This is a genomic window from Uliginosibacterium silvisoli (genome assembly GCF_036017035.1).
GTDB lineage: Bacteria > Pseudomonadota > Gammaproteobacteria > Burkholderiales > Rhodocyclaceae > Viridibacterium > Viridibacterium silvisoli.
Map to the genome: position 1 here is coordinate 400,309 of NZ_JAYXHS010000003.1, position 18,761 is coordinate 419,069.

The window sequence follows — 18,761 nt, forward strand, 5'->3', positions numbered from 1 at the left end:
AGGATAAGGACATATTGCTTTATCAATCAAAACGCTCGAGCACGCGTTGAGTATTGCTAGACTCCACCACGGAAACCCAGCTGTCGCCAAGCCTCCATCACCACCACCGCCGCGCTATTCGAAAGATTCAGGCTGCGGCTGTCCGCCACCATCGGGATGCGAAGGCGGAAATCCGGCGCGAAGCTCTCGCGCAGCCACACCGGCAAGCCGCGTGACTCCGGCCCGAAGACGAACACATCCTCATCCTGGTACTGCGGCGTGTCGAAGCGCCGACTGCCATGCGTGGTCAGCGCGAACATGCGCCGCTCGCCCAGTTCACGACAACACGCCAGCCAGTCGCCATGCACGGTGACGACGGCCTTGTCGCGATAGTCCATACCGGCACGTGTCAGTTGCTTGTCACTCAGCTCGAACCCAAGCGGCTGCACGAGGTGCAGGCGCGCGCCGGTGTTGGCGCAGAGGCGCATGATGTTGCCGGTATTGGGCGGAATCTCCGGCTCGAAGAGGACGACGTGGAACATGGGGAATAAATGCTTGTGAAATGACTGCGCAGGGGAAGGCGGCGATGCTACTTGCTGCGCAAGGTTCTCGCCACTACGAGATTGCTCACCTGCGCGGCACCCGCAAGCTTCAAGGTGCGCGCGAGCTCGTTGAGCGTTGCGCCACTGGTCATGACATCGTCGATCACGAGCACGCGCTTGCCAGCGATCGATTCGACACAGCGGAATGCGCCGCGCACGTTCTTGATGCGCTGGCGCAAGGGCATGCCCGCCTGGTGGCGGGTATCAGCGTCGCGCACGAGCAGTTGCGCGCGTACCGGCAGATCCAGCGCCCGGCCAACGCCACGCGCCAGCTCCATGGACTGGTTGAAGCCGCGCTCGGCCATCCGCTGACGATGCAAGGGCATCGGCACGATGATGTCTGCCGACAGGTCGTCGGCCTCGCTGGCCACCGCCAGCAGCGCGCTGATCAGCATGTCGCTCACCGTGAAGGCCGCGCCGAATTTCAGCGCCATGATCATTTCGCGCACCGGATGCTCGTATTCGAACGCCGCCAGCGTGGCGTCGAAATGCGGCGGGCGCTTGAGGCAACGGCCACAGGTCTGGCCGTCAGGCACCGGCAAGGCACACACCGGGCAGGAAGGGCTGTCATGCCATGGCAGCATGTCTTCGCAGGCCTGGCACACCACCGTCAGCCCGGCCCGACCGCCGCAGACAAAGCACTGCTGCGGCCATAACCTGGCCAGCAAACCGCGGCGCATCCGCCCCCACGGGTCGAGGAGCTTCGCATTGGCCTTGTTTGACAAGCCTTTCATGTTTCCCGGATCATCCGCGCTTGTCTCCCGCTGTTCCCCATAGAAATCGAGATTGCTCAATGACCGTCAGCACCACTCTGGACAGCGCTTCCTGTTCTTCCGACATCCAGGCCAAGGAAATCCGTCTGGTCCGTCCACGCAAGGCTGCCACCTCTGGCGAATGGCATACAGATGCAGTTCTGGCCCTGTTCGACCTGCCGTTCAATGACCTGATGTTCCGCGCGCAGCAAGTACACCGCGAGAATTTCGATGCCAACGCCGTGCAACGCTCGACCCTGCTGTCGATCAAGACCGGCGGTTGTTCCGAAGACTGCGGCTACTGCTCGCAAGCCAAACGTTACCAGACCGGCCTCGAGTCGGAAGAATTGATGGCGGTTGCCGAGGTCGTCGACAAGGCACGCATCGCCAAGGAGAACGGTGCCTCGCGTTTCTGTATGGGCGCCGCCTGGCGCGGCCCGAAGGATCGCGACCTGGAGCCCGTCATCGAGATGGTCAAGCAAGTCAAAGCGCTGGGCCTCGAAACCTGCGTGACGCTGGGCATGCTGCGCGAAGGCCAGGCAGCGAAGCTTGCCGACGCAGGCCTCGACTACTACAACCACAATCTCGACACCGCTGCCGAGATGTATGACTCCATCATCTCGACGCACTCGCAGGCCGATCGCTTCGACACCATCGACAAGGTGCGTGACGCAGGCATCCACGTGTGTTCCGGCGGCATCATCGGCATGGGCGAATCACGCCGTGGTCGCGCCGCGCTGATCTCGCAACTGGCCAGCATGGACCCACCGCCCGAATCCGTGCCGATCAACAATCTGGTGCGCGTCGAGGGCACGCCGCTGGCTGACACGCCGCCGATCGACATCTTCGAATTCATCCGCACCATTGCCGCTGCGCGCATCACCATGCCGGCCAGCTACGTGCGCCTGTCGGCAGGTCGTCGCGAAATGTCGGACGAAGCCCAGGCCATGTGCTTCCTGGCTGGCGCCAACTCGATTTTCTACGGTGACAAGCTGCTCACCACCGGCAATCCTGACGTGGAAGGCGACGCAGCACTGATGCAGAAACTGGGCATCAAGTCCGTGTAATCCGCGGGCGGGCTCGCAACGAGCCCGCCAGTCTCGTTTGACGGCAATCCGGATACAGGCCATGAGTCCTTCGACAATCGAAATCATCGGCGCCGTACTGTTCGGCATCGCGCTGATACACACCTTCTCCACGAAGATCTTCGAACGCCTGGCGGACCGCCAGACCGCCCACTCCGGCGTCTGGCACATCCTCGCTGAAGTCGAAGCCGTATTCGGCTTCTGGGCGATGATCCTCATCGTCTTCATGCTTGTCCTCTACGGCAAGCCGGAGGCCACGCGCTATCTCGACTCACTGAACTTCACCGAGCCCATGTTCGTGTTCGCGATCATGGTCGTCGCCGGCTCGCGCCCCATCCTCGAACTCGCGCTGGCGCTGGTCAATGGGTTGGCCCGCCTGTTACCCATATCGCATGGCGCCAGCTTCTATGTCGTGACGCTCATCGTCGTGCCCCTGCTAGGCTCCTTCATCACGGAGCCGGCGGCCATGACACTCGCGGCCTTCATTCTGCGCGATCAGTACTACAAGCGCGACATTTCGGCGCGCCTCAAGTACGCCACGCTGGGCGTGTTGTTCGTGAATATCTCCATCGGCGGTGTGATGACCCCCTACGCTGCGCCACCGGTGCTGATGGTTGCGGGCAAATGGGGGTGGGACCTGAACTTCATGTTCTTCCACTTCGGCTGGAAGGCCGCATGCGCCGTCGTGGTCAATGCAGTCGCCGCAACCCTGCTTTTCCACAAGGAGCTGGCCGGTTGCAGCGAAAACGTGCCGCGTGAGCGCGCTCCCGTGCCGCTGCCCATCAGCATCATCTCCATCCTGTTCCTGTGCGGCGTCGTCGTCTTCGCCCACACGCCTGCGGCCTTCATCAGCCTGCTGCTGTTCTTCATCGGCTTTGCCCACGCCTACGAACGCCATCAGGACGAGCTGATCTTGCGCGAAGGGCTGATGGTGGGCTTCTTCCTCGCCGGCCTCATCGTGCTCGGCGGCCAGCAGAAATGGTGGTTGCAGGACATCCTCGCCGGCATGAATGACCTCACGCTGTATTTCGGCGCCACTGCACTGACCGCCATTACCGACAATGCCGCCCTGACCTACCTGGGCTCACTCGTGGACGGCATCGACGACGGCTTCAAATACGCCCTCGTCGCCGGCGCAGTCACCGGCGGTGGGCTGACCGTCATCGCCAACGCGCCCAACCCGGCGGGCTACACCATTCTGCGCGAGCATTTTGCCGATGGCGCGATCAGCCCGGCCGGGCTGCTTGCTGCGGCGGCCTTGCCAACACTCGTCGCCGTCTGCGCCTTCCAGCTACTCTGATCCAGGCAGCCCCGGCGTGCCCTTCGCCACTGCTGTTCGCCACGCATACGAATGAGTATCCCGACAGACTTCCAGCTCGATCGCCAGCTCGTCCGGCAACACTTCAACGACAGCGCTGCGACGGCCGACAAGGCCGACTTCCTCGCGCGTGAAGTGTCGCGGCGCATGGCCGAGCGCCTCGACTACATCCGAGTCAGCCCGACACGCATCCTCGATCTCGGTTGCGGCACAGGGCGCGACCTGCCGGGCTTCGCCGAGCGCTACCCACAAGCCGAACGCATCGGCATCGACTTCGCACGCTCCTTGCTCGCATCAGGCCAGCAATACGGCGGATTCCTGCAACGCCTCTTCAGCCGCAGCAAAGCCCCCCAACTGCTGTGCGCCGATGCGGAAGCCTTGCCCCTGCAACGCGCCAGCGTGCAGATGGTATGGTCCAACCTGATGCTCAACTGGTTCCACGAGCCGATGCCAGCGCTGCGCGAAATGCATCGCGTACTCGCCGTCGATGGCTTGCTGATGTTCTCGACACTGGGCCCCGACACGCTGCGCGAGCTACGCGCCGCACTGCCGACGACAGGTGGCGAACGCGTGCATCGTTTCATCGACATGCACGACCTCGGCGACTGCCTGCTCAACGCCGGCTTTTCCGAGCCGGTGATGGACATGGAAGTGATCACCCTCACCTATACCGATCTCGACGGCCTGCTGGGCGAGCTGCAACAAGCCGGTGCAAGCAACGCCTCCGGCGCCCGCCCGCGCGGCCTCACCGGCAAGGGCAACTGGCAGCGCGCACGACAGGCGTATGACCGCCTGCGCACGGAAGGCCGTCTGCCGGCCACCTTCGAGATCGTTTACGGCCATGCCTGGAAAACCGCACCGAAGAAGCTCGAAGACGGGCGCTCGGTCATCAGCTTCAAGCCACGCACATGACCAGTAACCCTGTCAGCGCGCCGACATGGCTATTCGATCTGGATAACACGCTGCACAACACGAGTGCGTACATCTTCCCGCGCATCAATGCGGCAATGACAGCCTATATCGCGGAAAAACTGCAGATCAGCACCGAAGAAGCCAACGCGCTGCGCATGCACTACTGGCGACGCTACGGCGCGACGCTGCTCGGTCTGATGCGCAATCACGACACCGACCCGCATCATTTCCTGTACCACACGCATCAATTCCCGGATCTGCACGAGCTGATCGTCTTCGAGCGCGAGATTCGTACCGTGCTGCACCGCTTGCCGGGACGCAAGATCGTCGTATCGAACGGGCCACAAGCCTACGTTGAGGCCGTGCTCAGGCACATGCGCATTGATCACCTGTTCAGCGACATCCATGGCGTCGAAGGCTTGCGCCTGCGCCCCAAACCCGAGCCACAAGGCTTTCGCCATCTGCTGGGAAAGCTGGGCGTGCGCGCCGGGCAATGCGTCCTCGTCGAAGACTCGCTGGAAAACCTGCGCACCGCCAAGGCCTTGGGCATGCGCACCGTATGGATCAGCCGTGCCCAGGGCAGGCCCGCTTATGTCGATGTCAAATTGCGCAGCATCCTGGACTTACGACGCATAGGCCTCGCTCCGCGCAGATCTTTCTGAGCAGGGCAGCTCCGCATCCAGACATGAAAAAGGCCGCACATCCGTGCGGCCTTTTTCATGCAGCCCTGCCGGCTCAGCCCTTCTCGCGCAACCAGCGTGCCGCATCCAGCGCAAAGTAGGTCAGGATGCCGTCTGCTCCGGCGCGCTTGAATGCCAGCAAGGCTTCAAGCACACAGGCGCGCTCATCGAGCCAGCCATTCGCCGCCGCAGCCTTGAGCATGGCGTACTCGCCGCTGACCTGATATACGAAGGTCGGCACCTGCAGCTCGCTCTTCACGCGACGCACGATATCGAGGTATGGCATGCCCGGCTTGACCATGAACATGTCGGCACCTTCAGCAATGTCGAGCGCCACCTCGCGGATCGCCTCGTCCGAATTGCCAGGGTCCATCTGGTAGGTGTACTTGTTGCCTTTACCCAGATTTGCAGCCGAGCCGACCGCGTCGCGGAACGGGCCGTAGAAGCTTGAAGCGTATTTCGCCGAGTACGCCAGGATACGCGTGTGGATCAAGCCCTCGGCTTCGAGCCTCGCGCGGATGCGCGCGACGCGCCCGTCCATCATGTCCGAAGGAGCAACCACGTCAGCGCCGGCCTGCGCATGGCACAGCGCCTGTTTCTCGAGCGCGGCCAGCGTCTCATCATTGAGCACGTAGCCGCTGTCGTCGATCAGCCCATCCTGCCCGTGGCTGGTGTAAGGATCCAGCGCCACATCGGTGATGACACCCAGCGTGGGGAAACGCGCCTTGAGGGCCTGAACGGTGCGCGGCACGAGGCCGTCAGGGTTCCAGGCTTCGGCAGCGTCAAGCGACTTGCGTGCAGCATCCACCACAGGGAACAGGGCCAACGCAGGAATGCCCAGCGCGACGGCCTCTTCGGCCACCAGCAGCAAACGATCCAGCGACACGCGCGACACACCCGGCATGGAGGCAACAGCCTCTTCGCGCGCCTCGCCTTCCAGCACGAAGACCGGGTAGATCAGATCATCTACAGATAGCTGCGACTCACGCATCAGGCGACGCGAAAAATCATCGCGACGCATACGACGCATGCGGCTCGAAGGAAAGGCAGGCGAACCTGGGGGAAAACCATTATTCATTTGGTATCAATCCGGATTGCTTGAGGTGTGTATATCTTGTACGTATTCCCGCCGGAAACAGCGTCAGAAAATGTATCCGAAAATTTTTCGAAAAAAGTTCGGAACTTTTCACTAATTTGTCCTTCTATTAGAGCAGACGGTGTTGCACCCCCCGTGCAGCATCGCCTCCCGCTTCACCTCCCTGAGCGGGTTGCCCAGTTGCGCTCCCCCGGGCCTTCTGGGTTGTTTAGCCCCCGACGCGTCCCCTCGCGCTCGGGGGTCTTTCTTTTGTGGGGAAGCAAACCCTTTGCCTTGCAAAATTTTCTACATTTTGTGAAAGTTTTACACGCATTTGCATTTGTCATTTCGACATCTGCATAAGCCGCATCAGTCGGCAGCATCACCTTCAGGCTCAGCGACTGCCGCGCTGCCCGCAGGCGCCATCCAGCCTGACACGATGGACTCCGCCTCTTCCATGCCGGATTTTTTCAGGCTGGAAAACAGCTGCACGGTGATCTGATCGCCCCACTTCGGCAACTCACGCCTGACCTTCGCCAGCACCTGCGCGCTGGCGCTGCGCGTCAACTTGTCGGCCTTGCTGAGCAACACATGGACAGGGCGTCCGCTCGGCGCAAACCAACTGAGCATCTGCTGATCGAGTGGCGTCAAAGGATGACGCGAGTCCATGATGAGGATCAGCCCCATCAGGCTCTCACGACGCGTCAGGTAGTTCTCGAGCAGGCGCACCCACTGCAGGCGGACAGCCTCAGGCACCTTGGCATAGCCATAGCCGGGCAGATCGACCAGCGCTGCGCCGTTGTGCATGCGGAAAACATTGATGAGCTGCGTCCGGCCAGGAGTCTTGCTGACGAAAGCCAGGCGCGTATGCCCAACCAAAGTATTCAGCGCGCTGGACTTGCCGGCGTTCGAGCGTCCGGCAAAAGCGATCTCCGGCCCATTGGCGGGCGGTAGATCCTGGGGACGGGCGATCGAAATCTCGAATCTGGCGTGGCGAAACAGGCTCATGGTGTCTGAAGAAATCCGGGATGACGGGAGAGGCGCGCTGCGCGGACCTTGGCGCGCGCAGCCAGTGCTGCCGTGGCGCCAAATGCTGCGCCAGTGTTATAGAATTGCGCGATTCTAAATCGCCCAAAGCCTTTGAGGTAATGATGATCAAGCGCAAGTTGTTCCTGAGCCTGGCCTTGGCCAGCCATTTTGTCTGTCAAACCGTCACTGCGACAGAAACGGCCAAGGCCGCTCCGCTTGACCTGGCCAAGGCAAAACAAACCGCAGAACAAGTGTGCGCAGCCTGCCACGGCGCCGACGGCAACAGCATTATTGCCATCAATCCTTCGCTGGCAGGCCAATTCCCCGAATATCTCACCAAGCAGCTCGCCAATTTCAAGTCGCAGAACGGCAAGCCCGCTGAGCGTAACAACCCGGTCATGTCCGGCATGGCTGCACCACTTTCGGACGCGGACATGAAGGCCTTGGCCGTCTATTTCTCGCAGCAAAAAGCCAAGCCGGACCTGACGAAGAACAAGGCAAACATTGCCCTTGGCCAGAAAATCTGGCGTGCCGGTGACGCCTCGAAGGGCCTGCCTGCCTGTGCGGGCTGCCACGGCGCGGCAGGCGCCGGGATCCCGGCGCAGTTCCCGCGCCTGTCTGGCCAGCACCCGGAATACATCGAGGCGCAACTGCGCTCGTTCCGTGACAACGTACGCACTAACGACGCCAACGGCGCGATGCGGACCATCGCGATCCGGATGACCGAGCCGGAAATCAAGGCAGTCGCCGATTACGCAGCAGGTCTGCGCTAGTCTCGGGTTCAACGCACGAAACAAACGGGCCGCTCATGCGGCCCGTTCTGTTTTAGCGGCGGAAATCTTCGAAACGCTCCAATTCTGCAGGGGAAAAACCCGCAGCCAGACGTGCCTCGACATTCAAGGGCGGGCGCGGAGGCAAAGCGCCAAAGTGCGCAATCAGGCGCCGGAATTCCATTTCGGGCTCCAGCCCGCGTCGCGCGCACTCGACGCGGAACCATCGATCGCCAATCGCGACATGACCGATCTCGTCGCGCAGAATGATGTCGAGAATATCAAGCGTCTCGGTGTCACCAACCTGACGTAACTTGGCCTGTATCAGGGGCGTTGCATCCAGTCCACGAGCCTCCAGCAATCGCGGCACCAAGGCCATGCGCGCCAGAAAATCATCGTCGGTTTTCACTGCCATGTCCCACAAACCGTTATGGGCAGTGAAGTCACCATAGGCGTAGCCCAAGGCGTGCAGGCGCGCGCACAGCAAACTGAAGTGGTGGGCCTCCTCGCTCGCGACTGACAGCCACTGCGTAACGAATTCATCACCTTCAGCGGAGAAGCGAAGTACGCAATCAAGCGCCAGATCGATCGCGTTGAATTCTATGTGCGCCACGGCGTGCACGAGCGCTGCACGGCCCGGTACTGTATGCGGGCTGCGACGCGGCACCTGATCCGGCGACACGAGCTCTGGCCGTGGCGGCCGGCCAGGCACCTCAACGCGTCCTGTCGCGGGCAGACCGGAGCGAGACAATTCACCGGCTCGCCAACGAGCCCGCAAAGCTGTCGTGAGCGCGCATTTCTGTTGCGGCGTCGGGCACATCAAGGCGGCAAGCGCCAATGCCTCGACATTCATTTCCAAGCCCGCCACTGCGTTACATGCCGGGGAGCATGCCTTTCATGCCACGCATGCCGCGCATGAGCTTGCCCAGACCGCCCTGGGAGAACTGCTTCATCATTTTCTGCATCTGCTCGAACTGGTTGAGCAGACGATTGACTTCCTGCACCTGCACGCCAGCGCCAGTCGCAATGCGACGCTTGCGGCTTGCCTTGATGAGCTCCGGATTGCTGCGTTCTGCCGGCGTCATGGAGTTGATGATGCCCTCGACACGGCGCATGGACTTCTCGGCTTCATCGCCTTTGATTTGCGACGCAGCCTGTGCAAACTGGGCAGGCATCTTGTCCATCAACGACGACAGACCGCCCATCTTCCGCATCTGCACCATCTGATCCTTGAAGTCATTCAGATCGAAGCCCTTGCCTTTCTTGAGCTTGTCGGCAAATTCCTTGGCCTTTTCCTCGTCGACCATGTTGCGCGCGCCCTCGACGAGCGACAGGATGTCACCCATGCCAAGAATGCGGCTGGCCATACGGTCGGGATGAAACTCATCAAGCCCGGTCAGCTTTTCGCCCACGCCGGTGAACTTGATCGGCTTGCCGGTGACATGACGAACAGATAGTGCGGCACCGCCACGCGAATCGCCGTCAAGCTTGGTCAGCACGACACCGGTGAGCGGAAGCGCTTCGTTGAAGGCACGTGCCGTATTCACGGCGTCCTGACCCAGCATGGCATCCACCACGAACAGGGTTTCAATGGGATTCACGGCAGCATGCAGCTGCTTGATCTCATCCATCATCTGTTCGTCGATGGTCAGACGACCTGCGGTGTCAACCAGCAGCACGTCGAAGTAGTGACGCTTGGCGAAGTCGATGGCCGCCAAGGCGATGTCGACCGGCTTCTGCTGCACCGTCGACGGGAAGAACTCTGCGCCAGCCTGCCCTGTCACCGTTTGCAGCTGCGTAATGGCCGCGGGGCGATAGACATCACAAGAGACGGTCAGTACCTTTTTCTTGTGTTTTTCCTTCAAGAACTTGGCAAGCTTGCCAACCGTAGTCGTCTTGCCAGCCCCCTGCAGGCCCGCCATCAGGATGATGGCCGGCGGCTGGGTGGCGAAGCTGAGCGTCGCCTGGGAGCCTCCCATGATCTCGGTCAGCTCGGCATTGACGACCCCCACCAGCGCTTGACCTGGCGTCAGCGAGCCAATCACCTCCTGCCCAACCGCCTTTTCCTTCACTCGACTGATCAGATCCTTGACCACAGGCAAGGCGACGTCAGCCTCGAGCAGGGCCATGCGCACTTCGCGCAGCATCTCGGAGATATTGTCTTCGGTCAGTCGAGCCTGTCCGCGCAAGGTCTTGACGACCTTGGCGAGGCGATTGGTGAGATTGTCGAGCATGGGATGGATGCCAAAAAATAATGCGGATGCAATTGCCGCGAAGGCGCTGCGCAGGGCTAGCTCGGCTTCGACCGGCACCATGAGTCGCGTGCGCTGTCCTGAACGCATCGCCTGATCACAGGCAAACAATGCAGGAAAAACTCGCGCCGCGTTAAACTCGGGGAATGTCCGGCATTCTACTGCATCTCGTTCCGAGCTCGACCTACGCTCTCGTAGGCCTCATACAGTGGCATCTGCTGCGCAATCTTCAAGACCGGGGCGCAAACCGCTTCCCGGTCAGCATCCTGCTCGGGGCCGCCTTGCTGACACACGGCTATGTACTGTGGCTCGACATGTTCGACGGCAGCACACTGCACTTCGGGCTGGCCATCGCACTGTCCCTGACCTTGTGGCTGGCGCTGGTGATGTACTTCGCGGAAAGCTTCGTCACGCCTATAGACAGTTTGCTCACCCTGGCCATGCTACCCGCCGCGCTCTGTGCCTTCCTGCCCGCAGTCCTCCCCGGCAGCATGCATGTCAGTGCCGACGGCTGGGCATTCCGTCTGCATTTCGTCGTAGCCATGCTGGCCTACAGCCTTTTCACGCTGGCAGCCCTGCATGCGGTCATGATGGCCGTCGCCGAGCGCCAGTTACACCACGCGCGACTCACCAGCCCGATAGGCGGTCTCCCGCCGTTGCTGACACTGGAAAATCTGCTGTTCCGCTTGATCGGCGTGGCCTTCATTTTCCTGACACTCACCGTTGGATCCGGCGTGTTGTTTTCGGAACAAGTCTTTGGCAAGCCTCTCACCATCAACCACAAGACCGTCTTCACGATCATCTCGTGGCTGCTGTTCGGCATCTTGCTGATAGGACGCCATCTGCGTGGCTGGCGCGGACGCGTCGCCCAACGCTGGACGCTGGCAGGCTTCGTCTGCCTGTTCCTCGCCTATGCAGGCACCCGCTTCGTACTGGAAGTCCTGCTGCACAAACCCTGAGGGCAACCCAGGTAGAGCACGACAGACTGCAGGGCATCGGCAGCAAGAGCGCCAGGAATCGCAGAATTGCTACGCAATCAGTTCTTTCTAGGGACCTAAACCTTGCGCCCACAAGGCCGAAAACACTGAATGGGCTTATGATTTCCCAACGTTTGGTGGATATCAGAGCTCGCATTCCGGCAGAACAAGTCCCAAGCCTTATCGTCACCGCCGGTCTTGGCTCAATGGTAAAGGCTTTACAAGCATGGCTCTCACAGTGCAACATCAAGAATCATGTGTAAGCCATTGATCTTCCTAACCTGACAAGATTCCTTACACAACGGACGTCTGGACATAGATGGCGGCAAATCCGCAAACAGCTCTGAGCGGCCTGGCTCGAGCATTGGTACAACAGGGACGGCTCAAGGAAGCCGACGCCGCTGCATGCTCAACAGGCCACAGCAATCCGGGCGGCTTTGTTGGCGAAGTCGTGCTGAAGGGGTTTCTCAAGGCGTCTGACCTCGCGCTGTTCAGCGCGGAGATGTTCGGCTTCCCGATGCTCGATCTGGCCGCAGTCGACGAAGCCCAGATTCCAAAAGACGCAATCGATCAGAAACTGATCTCCAAGCATCAAGTCATTCCTCTCTCCAAACGCAACAATCGCGTGACGGTCGCCCTCGCCGACCCCACGAACATGCGCGCGCTGGACGAGATCCGCTTCCAGACGGGCATGACTGTTGATCCCGTCGTTGTTGAAGTAGACAAGCTTGCGCCCCTACTCGGCCGCCTGACAGAAACTGCCAGCACGGCATTGAGCAACCTCACCGACGCCGGCGATTTCGACATGGGAGATCTCGGTGACGGGGTCGAGTTCTCTGACGAATCGTCCACCACAGATACTGCCGGGGCAGATGTCGATGACGCACCGGTCGTGCGTTTTATCCAGAAAATGCTCGTAGACGCCATCAACGAAGGCGCCTCCGACATCCACTTCGAGCCTTACGAAAAGTTCTATCGCATCCGCTACAGAACCGACGGCGTGTTGCGTGAAATGGTGCAGCCCCCGCTCGCGTTACGCGAGAAGATTTCCGCGCGCATCAAAGTCATCTCCCGTCTGGACATTGCTGAAAAGCGCATCCCGCAAGATGGCCGCATGAAGCTGGTGCTGTCCAAGACGAAGGCCATCGACTTCCGTGTGTCAACGCTGCCCACCCTGCACGGTGAAAAGATCGTCATGCGTATTCTTGACCCCAGCTCAGCGATGCTGGGGGTCGATGCGCTGGGCTACGAGCCCGAGCAGAAACAAGCTTTGCTCGACGCCGTGAGCCGCCCGTACGGCATGGTTCTCGTGACGGGACCAACCGGGAGTGGCAAGACAGTTTCGCTTTACACCTGCCTGAATATTCTCAATAAACCGGGCGTCAATATCTCGACCGCGGAGGATCCCGCGGAAATCAATCTGCCCGGCATCAACCAGGTCTCGATGAATGACAAGGCGGGACTGAATTTCTCGGCCGCGCTGAAGTCTTTCCTGCGGCAGGATCCGGACGTCATCATGGTCGGCGAAATCCGCGACCTTGAAACAGCAGAAATCTCTATCAAGGCCGCGCAGACGGGGCACTTGGTACTGTCGACCTTGCACACCAACGACGCTCCGACAACGCTGGATCGCTTGAAGAACATGGGCATCGCCCCTTTCAACATCGCATCCAGTGTCATCATGATTACCGCGCAGCGTCTGGCGCGCAGATTGTGCACCTGCAAGAAACCAATTGATATTCCCGTTGAAGTGCTGATGCAGGCTGGCTTCTCGGAAGCAGACCTCGATGGCAGCTGGCAGGCCTTTGGTCCGAATGGCTGTGACCGCTGCAAGGGAAGCGGCTATAAGGGGCGGGTAGGCATCTATCAAGTCATGCCCATTTCCGAGGAAATCCAGCACATCATCATGACTGGCGGCAACTCCATGGATATCGCCGCGCAAGCGCAGGCCGAAGGCATCAAGGATCTCCGTCAGTCCGGCCTGCTCAAGGTCAAACAAGGCATGACTTCACTGGTTGAAGTTCTCGCTACCACGAACGAATAGTACGCATCACAGGACCCCGAACATGGCCACTACCGTAGCCCGCCCACGTCGCCCCGGCACCGAACAGAAAGAAACGCTTTTTACTTGGGAGGGCAAGGACAAGACCGGCAAGATGGTGCGCGGAGAATTGCGCGCGGCAACAGAAAACGTGGTGCAAGCGGCACTTCGCCGCCAAGGCATTTCGGTCGTCAAGATCAAGAAACGCTCGTTCGGACGGGGCGCGAAGGTCAAGCAGAAAGACATCGCTATCTTTACGCGCCAGTTGGCCACGATGATGCGGGCCGGCGTGCCGCTATTGCAGTCGTTCGATATTGCAATCAAGGGGTCAGGCAACCCCGCCATGGCGCGTCTGATGAACGAAATCCGCAACGACGTTGAGACCGGGACAAGCCTGTCACAGGCGGTACGCAAACGTCCAAGCTACTTTGATGCGCTTTATGCAAACTTGGTACAAGCAGGGGAGCAATCAGGTGCGCTGGAAAATCTGCTGGATCGCTTGGCTACCTACCAAGAAAAAATCTTGGCTATCAAGAGCAAGATCAAATCGGCCCTCTTCTATCCGGCAGCAGTCGTCTTGGTCTCCATAGTTGTGACTTCGGTGATCATGCTATTCGTCGTCCCAGAGTTCAAGAAAGTATTTACGAGTTTCGGGGCCGATCTGCCAGGCCCCACGCTCATTGTTATTGCTCTGTCCGATTTTTTTGTAGCTAATGCTTTTTTCATCTTTGCCGCCATGGCAGCAGCTGTCATCGGTTTCATAAACGTTCATAAGCGCTCACCCCAATTGCAAGCTACCGTGGATAGGCTGGTTTTGCAGCTTCCGGTTTTTGGCGACATTATTCGCAAAGCAACAATCGCCCGCTGGACTCGCACACTTTCCATAATGTTCTCTGCGGGCGTACCTTTGGTTGAAGCTTTAGACTCAGTGGCGGGAGCTTCGGGCAACAAGGTTTACTTCGTCGCCACAAAGAACATTCAAAACGAAGTCGCAACCGGAACCAGTCTTACTGTCGCCATGCAAGGAGCCCAAGTGTTTCCTGCTATGGTCGTCCAAATGATTTCTATCGGAGAGGAATCTGGCCAGCTCGATAGCATGTGTGGCAAGGTCGCCGACTTCTTCGAAGCGGAGGTTGACGACATGGTTGCCGGCCTCTCGCAATTGATCGAACCGATGATCATCGTTTTCCTCGGCACGCTGATCGGCGGGCTCGTGGTTGCCATGTACCTGCCAATTTTCAAGCTCGGTCAGGTCGTTTAACCCGAACAGCAGAAAACGATCTGAGCCTTGATGATTGAAATTCTCCAACACCCGGTCGCATTGAGTTTTGTCTGCGGCTTGATGGGGTTGTGTGTCGGCAGCTTCCTCAACGTTGTCATCCACCGCTTGCCCAAAATGCTCGAGCAGCAATGGCAAGAGGAAGCGGCCTCGCTCAGGGACGAAGAGCCTCCCAAGAGCGAACGCTATAACCTTGCCACGCCACGCTCGAAATGCCCGCATTGCGGGCATCTCATTTCAGCGCTCGAAAATATCCCAGTAGTGAGCTACATCGCCCTGCGTGGCCGCTGTCGTGGTTGCAGGGCACATATCAGCGCGCGCTATCCTCTGGTCGAATTGCTCACCGGCATCTTGTCTGCCGGTGCAGCCTGGCATTTTGGTTATGGCTGGGCATGTCTTGGCGCACTGGCCTTCCTCTGGAGCATGGTCGCACTGTGCTTCATCGACCTCGATACGATGCTGCTGCCTGACGACATCACACTGCCTTTGCTGTGGCTAGGCCTGTTGCTCAATGTGGGGAGTGTATTCAGCACCCTGCCCAATGCCGTAGCAGGGGCGGCTGCCGGCTACCTGGTGTTGTGGTCGGTGTACTGGCTGTTCAAGCTGGTGACGGGCAAAGAAGGCATGGGTTATGGCGACTTCAAACTTCTGGCCGCAATCGGTGCCTGGTTGGGCTGGCAGGTGCTGCCGATCGTGATCCTGCTTTCCTCACTGGTTGGTGCCATTATCGGTATCAGTCTCATGGTGTTCGCGAAACACGGTCGCGAGACGCCCATTCCCTTTGGCCCCTATCTCGCCGCGGCAGGGGTGATCGCTCTGTTCTTCGGGAAGCAACTTTCCGCGCTTGTGATGGGCATCTAGGCGCTTGGCGCTTGAGATCGCCTGATCCGTCCTCACTTATCTCCCCCTGCGACATCGTTTTCACATTCGATGTTGCTGCGTTGCGTTAAAATTGAGCAATAGCTTCTCAAATACGTACTGGGGATTCAAAAATGCCGATCTACGAATACCGCTGTGGCGACTGCGGTCAGAAAAAAGACTATCTGCAGAAAGTCAGCGATTCGCCGATCGAGACGTGCCCTGCTTGTGGCAGCAAAGCATTCGGCAAGGCGTTGACCGCCGCCGGCTTTCAACTGAAGGGCAATGGTTGGTATGCAACGGACTTCAAGGGCGGAAGCGCATCGCCTGCTGCGACGAACTCCGGCACTGAAGCTACAGCCAAGACCGAAGCGCCTGCAACTGCGGACGCCGCGCCGAGCACGGCGGCTTCAGCCTGCAATCCCGGCTGCGCCTGCCACTGACACCGCCAGATGAAGAAATACCTCATTACCGGTCTGCTTGTCTGGGTACCGCTGGCAATTACCGTCTGGGTATTGCAACTGCTCGTGAACTCGCTGGACAGGAGCATGCTGCTTTTGCCAGCACATTGGCGCCCGCAGGAGTGGCTTGGCTTCGAGATCTGGGGCTTGGGCGCACTGCTGACGGTCCTTGCAGTGCTGCTGACGGGTGTCATTGCCTCCAACTTCTTCGGTCAGCGCCTCGTCAAAGCGTCGGAAAGCCTGCTTTCACGCATCCCGGTGGTCAAGTCCATCTATTCGAGCGTCAAACAGGTTTCGGATACCCTGCTCGGGCCGGGCGGCCAGGCTTTTCGCCATGCAGTGCTGGTGCAATACCCGCGCGCGGGCTCGTGGGTCATTGGCTTCCAGACCGGCATACCGGCAGTAGAGGTGGCTGCACACCTGCCAGAAGAATGCATCAATGTATATGTGCCTACGACGCCGAATCCTACTTCGGGCTTCTTCCTGATGCTGCCGAAGCGGGAAGTCGTGGAGCTCAAGATGACCGTGGATGAAGCGCTCAAGCACATCATTTCCATGGGCGTTGTGCCTCCCGGCAGCAGTGGGCATTGAACTTTCGCGAAAATCCGGCACACTACGCGGCCATGAAAATTTCGCCCCTCTGCCTTCTGCGCAGCGCAACAGCCTCGCCACTACGGCCCTCGACCGTGCGAAATCGCGTGGGTTGAACGCACACCCCTGCGCTCAACCCCGGCATCCGCTCACGCAATCCAGCAGCATTTTCGAGGGGCAGCATGGCAAGTCGCCGCTGCCCAAGAAGAACAAATAGACCATCCGGAGTTTCACATGCGTACCACCTATAGCGGCCTCGTCAGTGCTGCTCATCTCGACCAGACCGTGACCTTGTTCGGCTGGGCCCATCGTCGTCGCGACCATGGCGGCGTGATTTTCATCGACCTGCGTGACCGCGAAGGCCTGGTGCAAATCGTCTGTGACCCCGACCGCGCCGGCACCTTCAAGGTGGCTGAAGGCGTGCGCAACGAGTTCTGCCTGCGCGTCGTTGGCAAGGTGCGTCGCCGCCCGGAGGGCACGACCAACAGCAACCTGATTTCCGGCGAGATCGAAGTACTTGCGCATGAACTGGAAGTGCTCAATGCCTCCGTCACACCGCCTTTCCAGCTTGACGACGAGAACCTCAGCGAGAACGTTCGCCTGACGCATCGCGTGATCGATCTGCGCCGCCCCGCGATGCAGAAGAACATGATGCTGCGTTACAAGACCGCGCGCGCATTCCGCCGCTATCTGGACGATGCTGGCTTCGTCGACATCGAAACGCCGATGCTCACCAAGAGCACGCCGGAAGGCGCACGCGATTACCTCGTACCGAGCCGTGTGCATGACGGTCAGTTCTTCGCTCTGCCGCAGTCACCACAACTGTTCAAGCAGCTGCTGATGGTGGCCGGCTACGACCGTTACTACCAGATCACCAAGTGCTTCCGTGACGAAGACTTGCGCGCTGACCGTCAGCCTGAATTCACCCAAGTCGATATGGAGACCTCATTCCTGACGGAAAACGAGATCACGGCGATCATGGAAGACCTGATCCGTTACGTGTTCAAGGACGCGCTTGATGTCGAGTTGCCCAACCCGTTCCCGCGCATTACTTACGGCGAAGCCATGGCCCGCTACGGCTCGGACAAGCCTGACCTGCGCGTCACGCTGGAGCTGGTCGATGTCGCTGATGCGATGAAGGATGTGAGCTTCAAGGTTTTCGCTGGCGCAGCCAACGACCCCGCATGTCGTGTCACGGCCCTGCGTATTCCAGGCGGCGCGTCGCTGTCGCGCGGTGAAATCGATGGCTATACCGAGTTCGTGAAGATCTACGGCGCGAAGGGTCTGGCCTACATCAAGGTCAACGACGTTACCCAGCTCAACGAAACCGGCCTGCAATCCCCCATCGTCAAGAATCTGTCCGAAGCCTCGCTGAAGACGGTGATGGAGCGCACTGGCGCGCAAAGCGGCGATCTGATTTTCTTCGGCGCAGACAAGGCCAAGATCGTTTCCGACGCACTCGGCGCATTGCGTTCGAAGATCGGTCACGAAAAGGGGCATGTCGATGGCCGCAAGTGGGCGCCAGCCTGGGTGGTCGACTTCCCGATGTTCGATTACGACGAGGAGAGCAAGCGCTGGGTCGCCTGTCATCACCCCTTCACGTCGCCAAAAGACGAGCACCTCGAGTACCTCGACACGGATCCGGGCAAGTGCCTGGCCAAGGCTTATGACCTCGCCCTTAACGGCTGGGAGCTGGGCGGCGGTTCGGTGCGTATCCACCGCGCAGACGTGCAGGAGAAAGTCTTCAAGGCCCTCGGCATTGGTGCAGAGGAAGCCCAGCTCAAGTTCGGCTTCCTGCTCGACGCGCTGAAGTATGGCGCGCCTCCACATGGCGGCCTGGCTTTCGGTCTGGACCGCATCGTCACCATGATGACTGGCGCTGAATCGATTCGCGACGTCATCGCCTTCCCGAAGACCCAGCGCGCGCAGGATTTGCTGACGCTTGCACCGAGCCCGGTCGACGAGAAACAACTACGCGAACTGCATATCCGCTTGCGCAACGTCGCCAAGACGGAAGAAGCCGCAGGCTGACCGCAAGTAGCTCGCAAATCAACGGGGCCGCAAAGGGATTTCCTTTTGCGGCCCTTGTTTCTTGTACCT

18 protein-coding genes are annotated in these 18,761 nt (G+C 59.8%); 12 read left to right on the forward strand and 6 right to left on the reverse strand.

Translation table 11 applies throughout. The features are described 5' to 3' along the window. Positions 1-56 precede the first annotated feature (56 nt). Both VVD49_RS16525 and VVD49_RS16530 read right to left on the reverse strand, forming a co-directional pair. Entirely contained in the window at positions 57-521 is a 465-nt protein-coding gene (locus tag VVD49_RS16525) for a tRNA (cytidine(34)-2'-O)-methyltransferase (RefSeq protein ID WP_327600311.1), read from the reverse strand. 47 nt (positions 522-568) lie between these two features. Further along, the gene (locus VVD49_RS16530) at positions 569-1,315 is read right to left on the reverse strand and encodes a ComF family protein (protein ID WP_327600312.1); all 747 of its coding nucleotides are present in this window, start codon (positions 1,313-1,315) and stop codon (positions 569-571) included. A gap of 59 nt (positions 1,316-1,374) precedes the next feature. Between VVD49_RS16530 and bioB the strand changes: the two genes are divergently transcribed. The 4 genes from bioB (at position 1,375) to VVD49_RS16550 (ending at position 5,310) form a co-directional block, all read left to right on the forward strand. Next, positions 1,375-2,400 carry a biotin synthase BioB gene (gene bioB / locus VVD49_RS16535; protein WP_327600313.1) on the forward strand — a complete coding sequence of 342 codons (1,026 nt, stop codon included), beginning with the start codon at positions 1,375-1,377 and terminating at the stop codon, positions 2,398-2,400. Between the two features lie 61 nt (positions 2,401-2,461). After that, positions 2,462-3,718, forward strand: coding sequence for a putative Na+/H+ antiporter (locus VVD49_RS16540; protein WP_327600314.1), 1,257 nt, complete (start codon positions 2,462-2,464; stop codon positions 3,716-3,718). Between the two features lie 51 nt (positions 3,719-3,769). Further along, positions 3,770-4,648, forward strand: coding sequence for a methyltransferase domain-containing protein (locus VVD49_RS16545; protein ID WP_327600315.1), 879 nt, complete (start codon positions 3,770-3,772; stop codon positions 4,646-4,648). Next, positions 4,645-5,310, forward strand: a complete 666-nt coding sequence (locus tag VVD49_RS16550; RefSeq protein WP_327600316.1) for a pyrimidine 5'-nucleotidase — start codon at positions 4,645-4,647, stop codon at positions 5,308-5,310. Before VVD49_RS16545 ends, VVD49_RS16550 begins: the two co-directional genes overlap by 4 nt. Before the next feature lie 73 nt (positions 5,311-5,383). Here VVD49_RS16550 and hemB read toward each other — a convergent pair whose 3' ends face one another. Further along, the gene (hemB, locus tag VVD49_RS16555) at positions 5,384-6,406 is read right to left on the reverse strand and encodes a porphobilinogen synthase (RefSeq protein WP_327600317.1); all 1,023 of its coding nucleotides are present in this window, start codon (positions 6,404-6,406) and stop codon (positions 5,384-5,386) included. A 366-nt stretch (positions 6,407-6,772) separates the two neighbouring features. Beyond that, entirely contained in the window at positions 6,773-7,411 is a 639-nt protein-coding gene (yihA, locus tag VVD49_RS16560) for a ribosome biogenesis GTP-binding protein YihA/YsxC (protein ID WP_327600318.1), read from the reverse strand. A gap of 143 nt (positions 7,412-7,554) precedes the next feature. Here yihA and VVD49_RS16565 point away from each other — a divergent pair, with 143 nt between their 5' ends. Further along, a complete protein-coding gene (locus VVD49_RS16565) occupies positions 7,555-8,205 on the forward strand; it encodes a c-type cytochrome (RefSeq protein ID WP_327600595.1) in 651 nt (216 codons plus the stop codon). A 52-nt stretch (positions 8,206-8,257) separates the two neighbouring features. Here the strand turns inward: VVD49_RS16565 and VVD49_RS16570 are convergent, their stop codons facing one another. Continuing rightward, on the reverse strand, positions 8,258-9,055 hold the full coding sequence (locus tag VVD49_RS16570; protein WP_327600596.1) for a ferritin-like domain-containing protein: 798 nt from the start codon (positions 9,053-9,055) through the stop codon (positions 8,258-8,260). Between the two features lie 19 nt (positions 9,056-9,074). Next, positions 9,075-10,436, reverse strand: a complete 1,362-nt coding sequence (gene ffh / locus VVD49_RS16575) for a signal recognition particle protein (protein ID WP_327600597.1) — start codon at positions 10,434-10,436, stop codon at positions 9,075-9,077. A 164-nt stretch (positions 10,437-10,600) separates the two neighbouring features. On the opposite strand from ffh, the gene VVD49_RS16580 reads away from it, so the two are divergent. The 7 genes from VVD49_RS16580 (at position 10,601) to aspS (ending at position 18,692) form a co-directional block, all read left to right on the forward strand. Beyond that, on the forward strand, positions 10,601-11,413 hold the full coding sequence (locus VVD49_RS16580) for a cytochrome C assembly family protein (RefSeq protein WP_327600319.1): 813 nt from the start codon (positions 10,601-10,603) through the stop codon (positions 11,411-11,413). Between the two features lie 337 nt (positions 11,414-11,750). Further along, positions 11,751-13,475, forward strand: a complete 1,725-nt coding sequence (gene pilB / locus VVD49_RS16585) for a type IV-A pilus assembly ATPase PilB (RefSeq protein ID WP_327600320.1) — start codon at positions 11,751-11,753, stop codon at positions 13,473-13,475. 22 nt (positions 13,476-13,497) lie between these two features. Further along, on the forward strand, positions 13,498-14,733 hold the full coding sequence (locus tag VVD49_RS16590; RefSeq protein ID WP_327600321.1) for a type II secretion system F family protein: 1,236 nt from the start codon (positions 13,498-13,500) through the stop codon (positions 14,731-14,733). Positions 14,734-14,763: 30 nt separating this feature from the next. Further along, positions 14,764-15,612, forward strand: a complete 849-nt coding sequence (locus VVD49_RS16595; RefSeq protein WP_327600322.1) for a prepilin peptidase — start codon at positions 14,764-14,766, stop codon at positions 15,610-15,612. A 131-nt stretch (positions 15,613-15,743) separates the two neighbouring features. Next, on the forward strand, positions 15,744-16,052 hold the full coding sequence (locus VVD49_RS16600) for an FmdB family zinc ribbon protein (protein ID WP_327600323.1): 309 nt from the start codon (positions 15,744-15,746) through the stop codon (positions 16,050-16,052). Positions 16,053-16,061: 9 nt separating this feature from the next. Continuing rightward, entirely contained in the window at positions 16,062-16,661 is a 600-nt protein-coding gene (locus VVD49_RS16605; protein ID WP_327600324.1) for a DUF502 domain-containing protein, read from the forward strand. A gap of 234 nt (positions 16,662-16,895) precedes the next feature. Then, positions 16,896-18,692: an aspartate--tRNA ligase gene (gene aspS / locus VVD49_RS16610; protein WP_327600325.1), complete on the forward strand. Its 1,797-nt coding sequence runs from the start codon at positions 16,896-16,898 to the stop codon at positions 18,690-18,692. Positions 18,693-18,761 lie beyond the last annotated feature (69 nt).

Excerpts from the sequence above, each read along its gene's own strand:
- VVD49_RS16525 (WP_327600311.1), bottom strand. The coding sequence starts at position 521 with ATGTTCCACGTCGTCCTCTTCGAGCCGGAGATTCCGCCCAATACCGGC.
- VVD49_RS16530 (WP_327600312.1), bottom strand. The coding sequence starts at position 1,315 with ATGAAAGGCTTGTCAAACAAGGCCAATGCGAAGCTCCTCGACCCGTGG.
- bioB (WP_327600313.1), top strand. The coding sequence starts at position 1,375 with ATGACCGTCAGCACCACTCTGGACAGCGCTTCCTGTTCTTCCGACATC.
- VVD49_RS16540 (WP_327600314.1), top strand. The coding sequence starts at position 2,462 with ATGAGTCCTTCGACAATCGAAATCATCGGCGCCGTACTGTTCGGCATC.
- VVD49_RS16545 (WP_327600315.1), top strand. The coding sequence starts at position 3,770 with ATGAGTATCCCGACAGACTTCCAGCTCGATCGCCAGCTCGTCCGGCAA.
- VVD49_RS16550 (WP_327600316.1), top strand. The coding sequence starts at position 4,645 with ATGACCAGTAACCCTGTCAGCGCGCCGACATGGCTATTCGATCTGGAT.
- hemB (WP_327600317.1), bottom strand. The coding sequence starts at position 6,406 with ATGAATAATGGTTTTCCCCCAGGTTCGCCTGCCTTTCCTTCGAGCCGC.
- yihA (WP_327600318.1), bottom strand. The coding sequence starts at position 7,411 with ATGAGCCTGTTTCGCCACGCCAGATTCGAGATTTCGATCGCCCGTCCC.
- VVD49_RS16565 (WP_327600595.1), top strand. The coding sequence starts at position 7,555 with ATGATCAAGCGCAAGTTGTTCCTGAGCCTGGCCTTGGCCAGCCATTTT.
- VVD49_RS16570 (WP_327600596.1), bottom strand. The coding sequence starts at position 9,055 with ATGAATGTCGAGGCATTGGCGCTTGCCGCCTTGATGTGCCCGACGCCG.
- ffh (WP_327600597.1), bottom strand. The coding sequence starts at position 10,436 with ATGCTCGACAATCTCACCAATCGCCTCGCCAAGGTCGTCAAGACCTTG.
- VVD49_RS16580 (WP_327600319.1), top strand. The coding sequence starts at position 10,601 with ATGTCCGGCATTCTACTGCATCTCGTTCCGAGCTCGACCTACGCTCTC.
- pilB (WP_327600320.1), top strand. The coding sequence starts at position 11,751 with ATGGCGGCAAATCCGCAAACAGCTCTGAGCGGCCTGGCTCGAGCATTG.
- VVD49_RS16590 (WP_327600321.1), top strand. The coding sequence starts at position 13,498 with ATGGCCACTACCGTAGCCCGCCCACGTCGCCCCGGCACCGAACAGAAA.
- VVD49_RS16595 (WP_327600322.1), top strand. The coding sequence starts at position 14,764 with ATGATTGAAATTCTCCAACACCCGGTCGCATTGAGTTTTGTCTGCGGC.
- VVD49_RS16600 (WP_327600323.1), top strand. The coding sequence starts at position 15,744 with ATGCCGATCTACGAATACCGCTGTGGCGACTGCGGTCAGAAAAAAGAC.
- VVD49_RS16605 (WP_327600324.1), top strand. The coding sequence starts at position 16,062 with ATGAAGAAATACCTCATTACCGGTCTGCTTGTCTGGGTACCGCTGGCA.
- aspS (WP_327600325.1), top strand. The coding sequence starts at position 16,896 with ATGCGTACCACCTATAGCGGCCTCGTCAGTGCTGCTCATCTCGACCAG.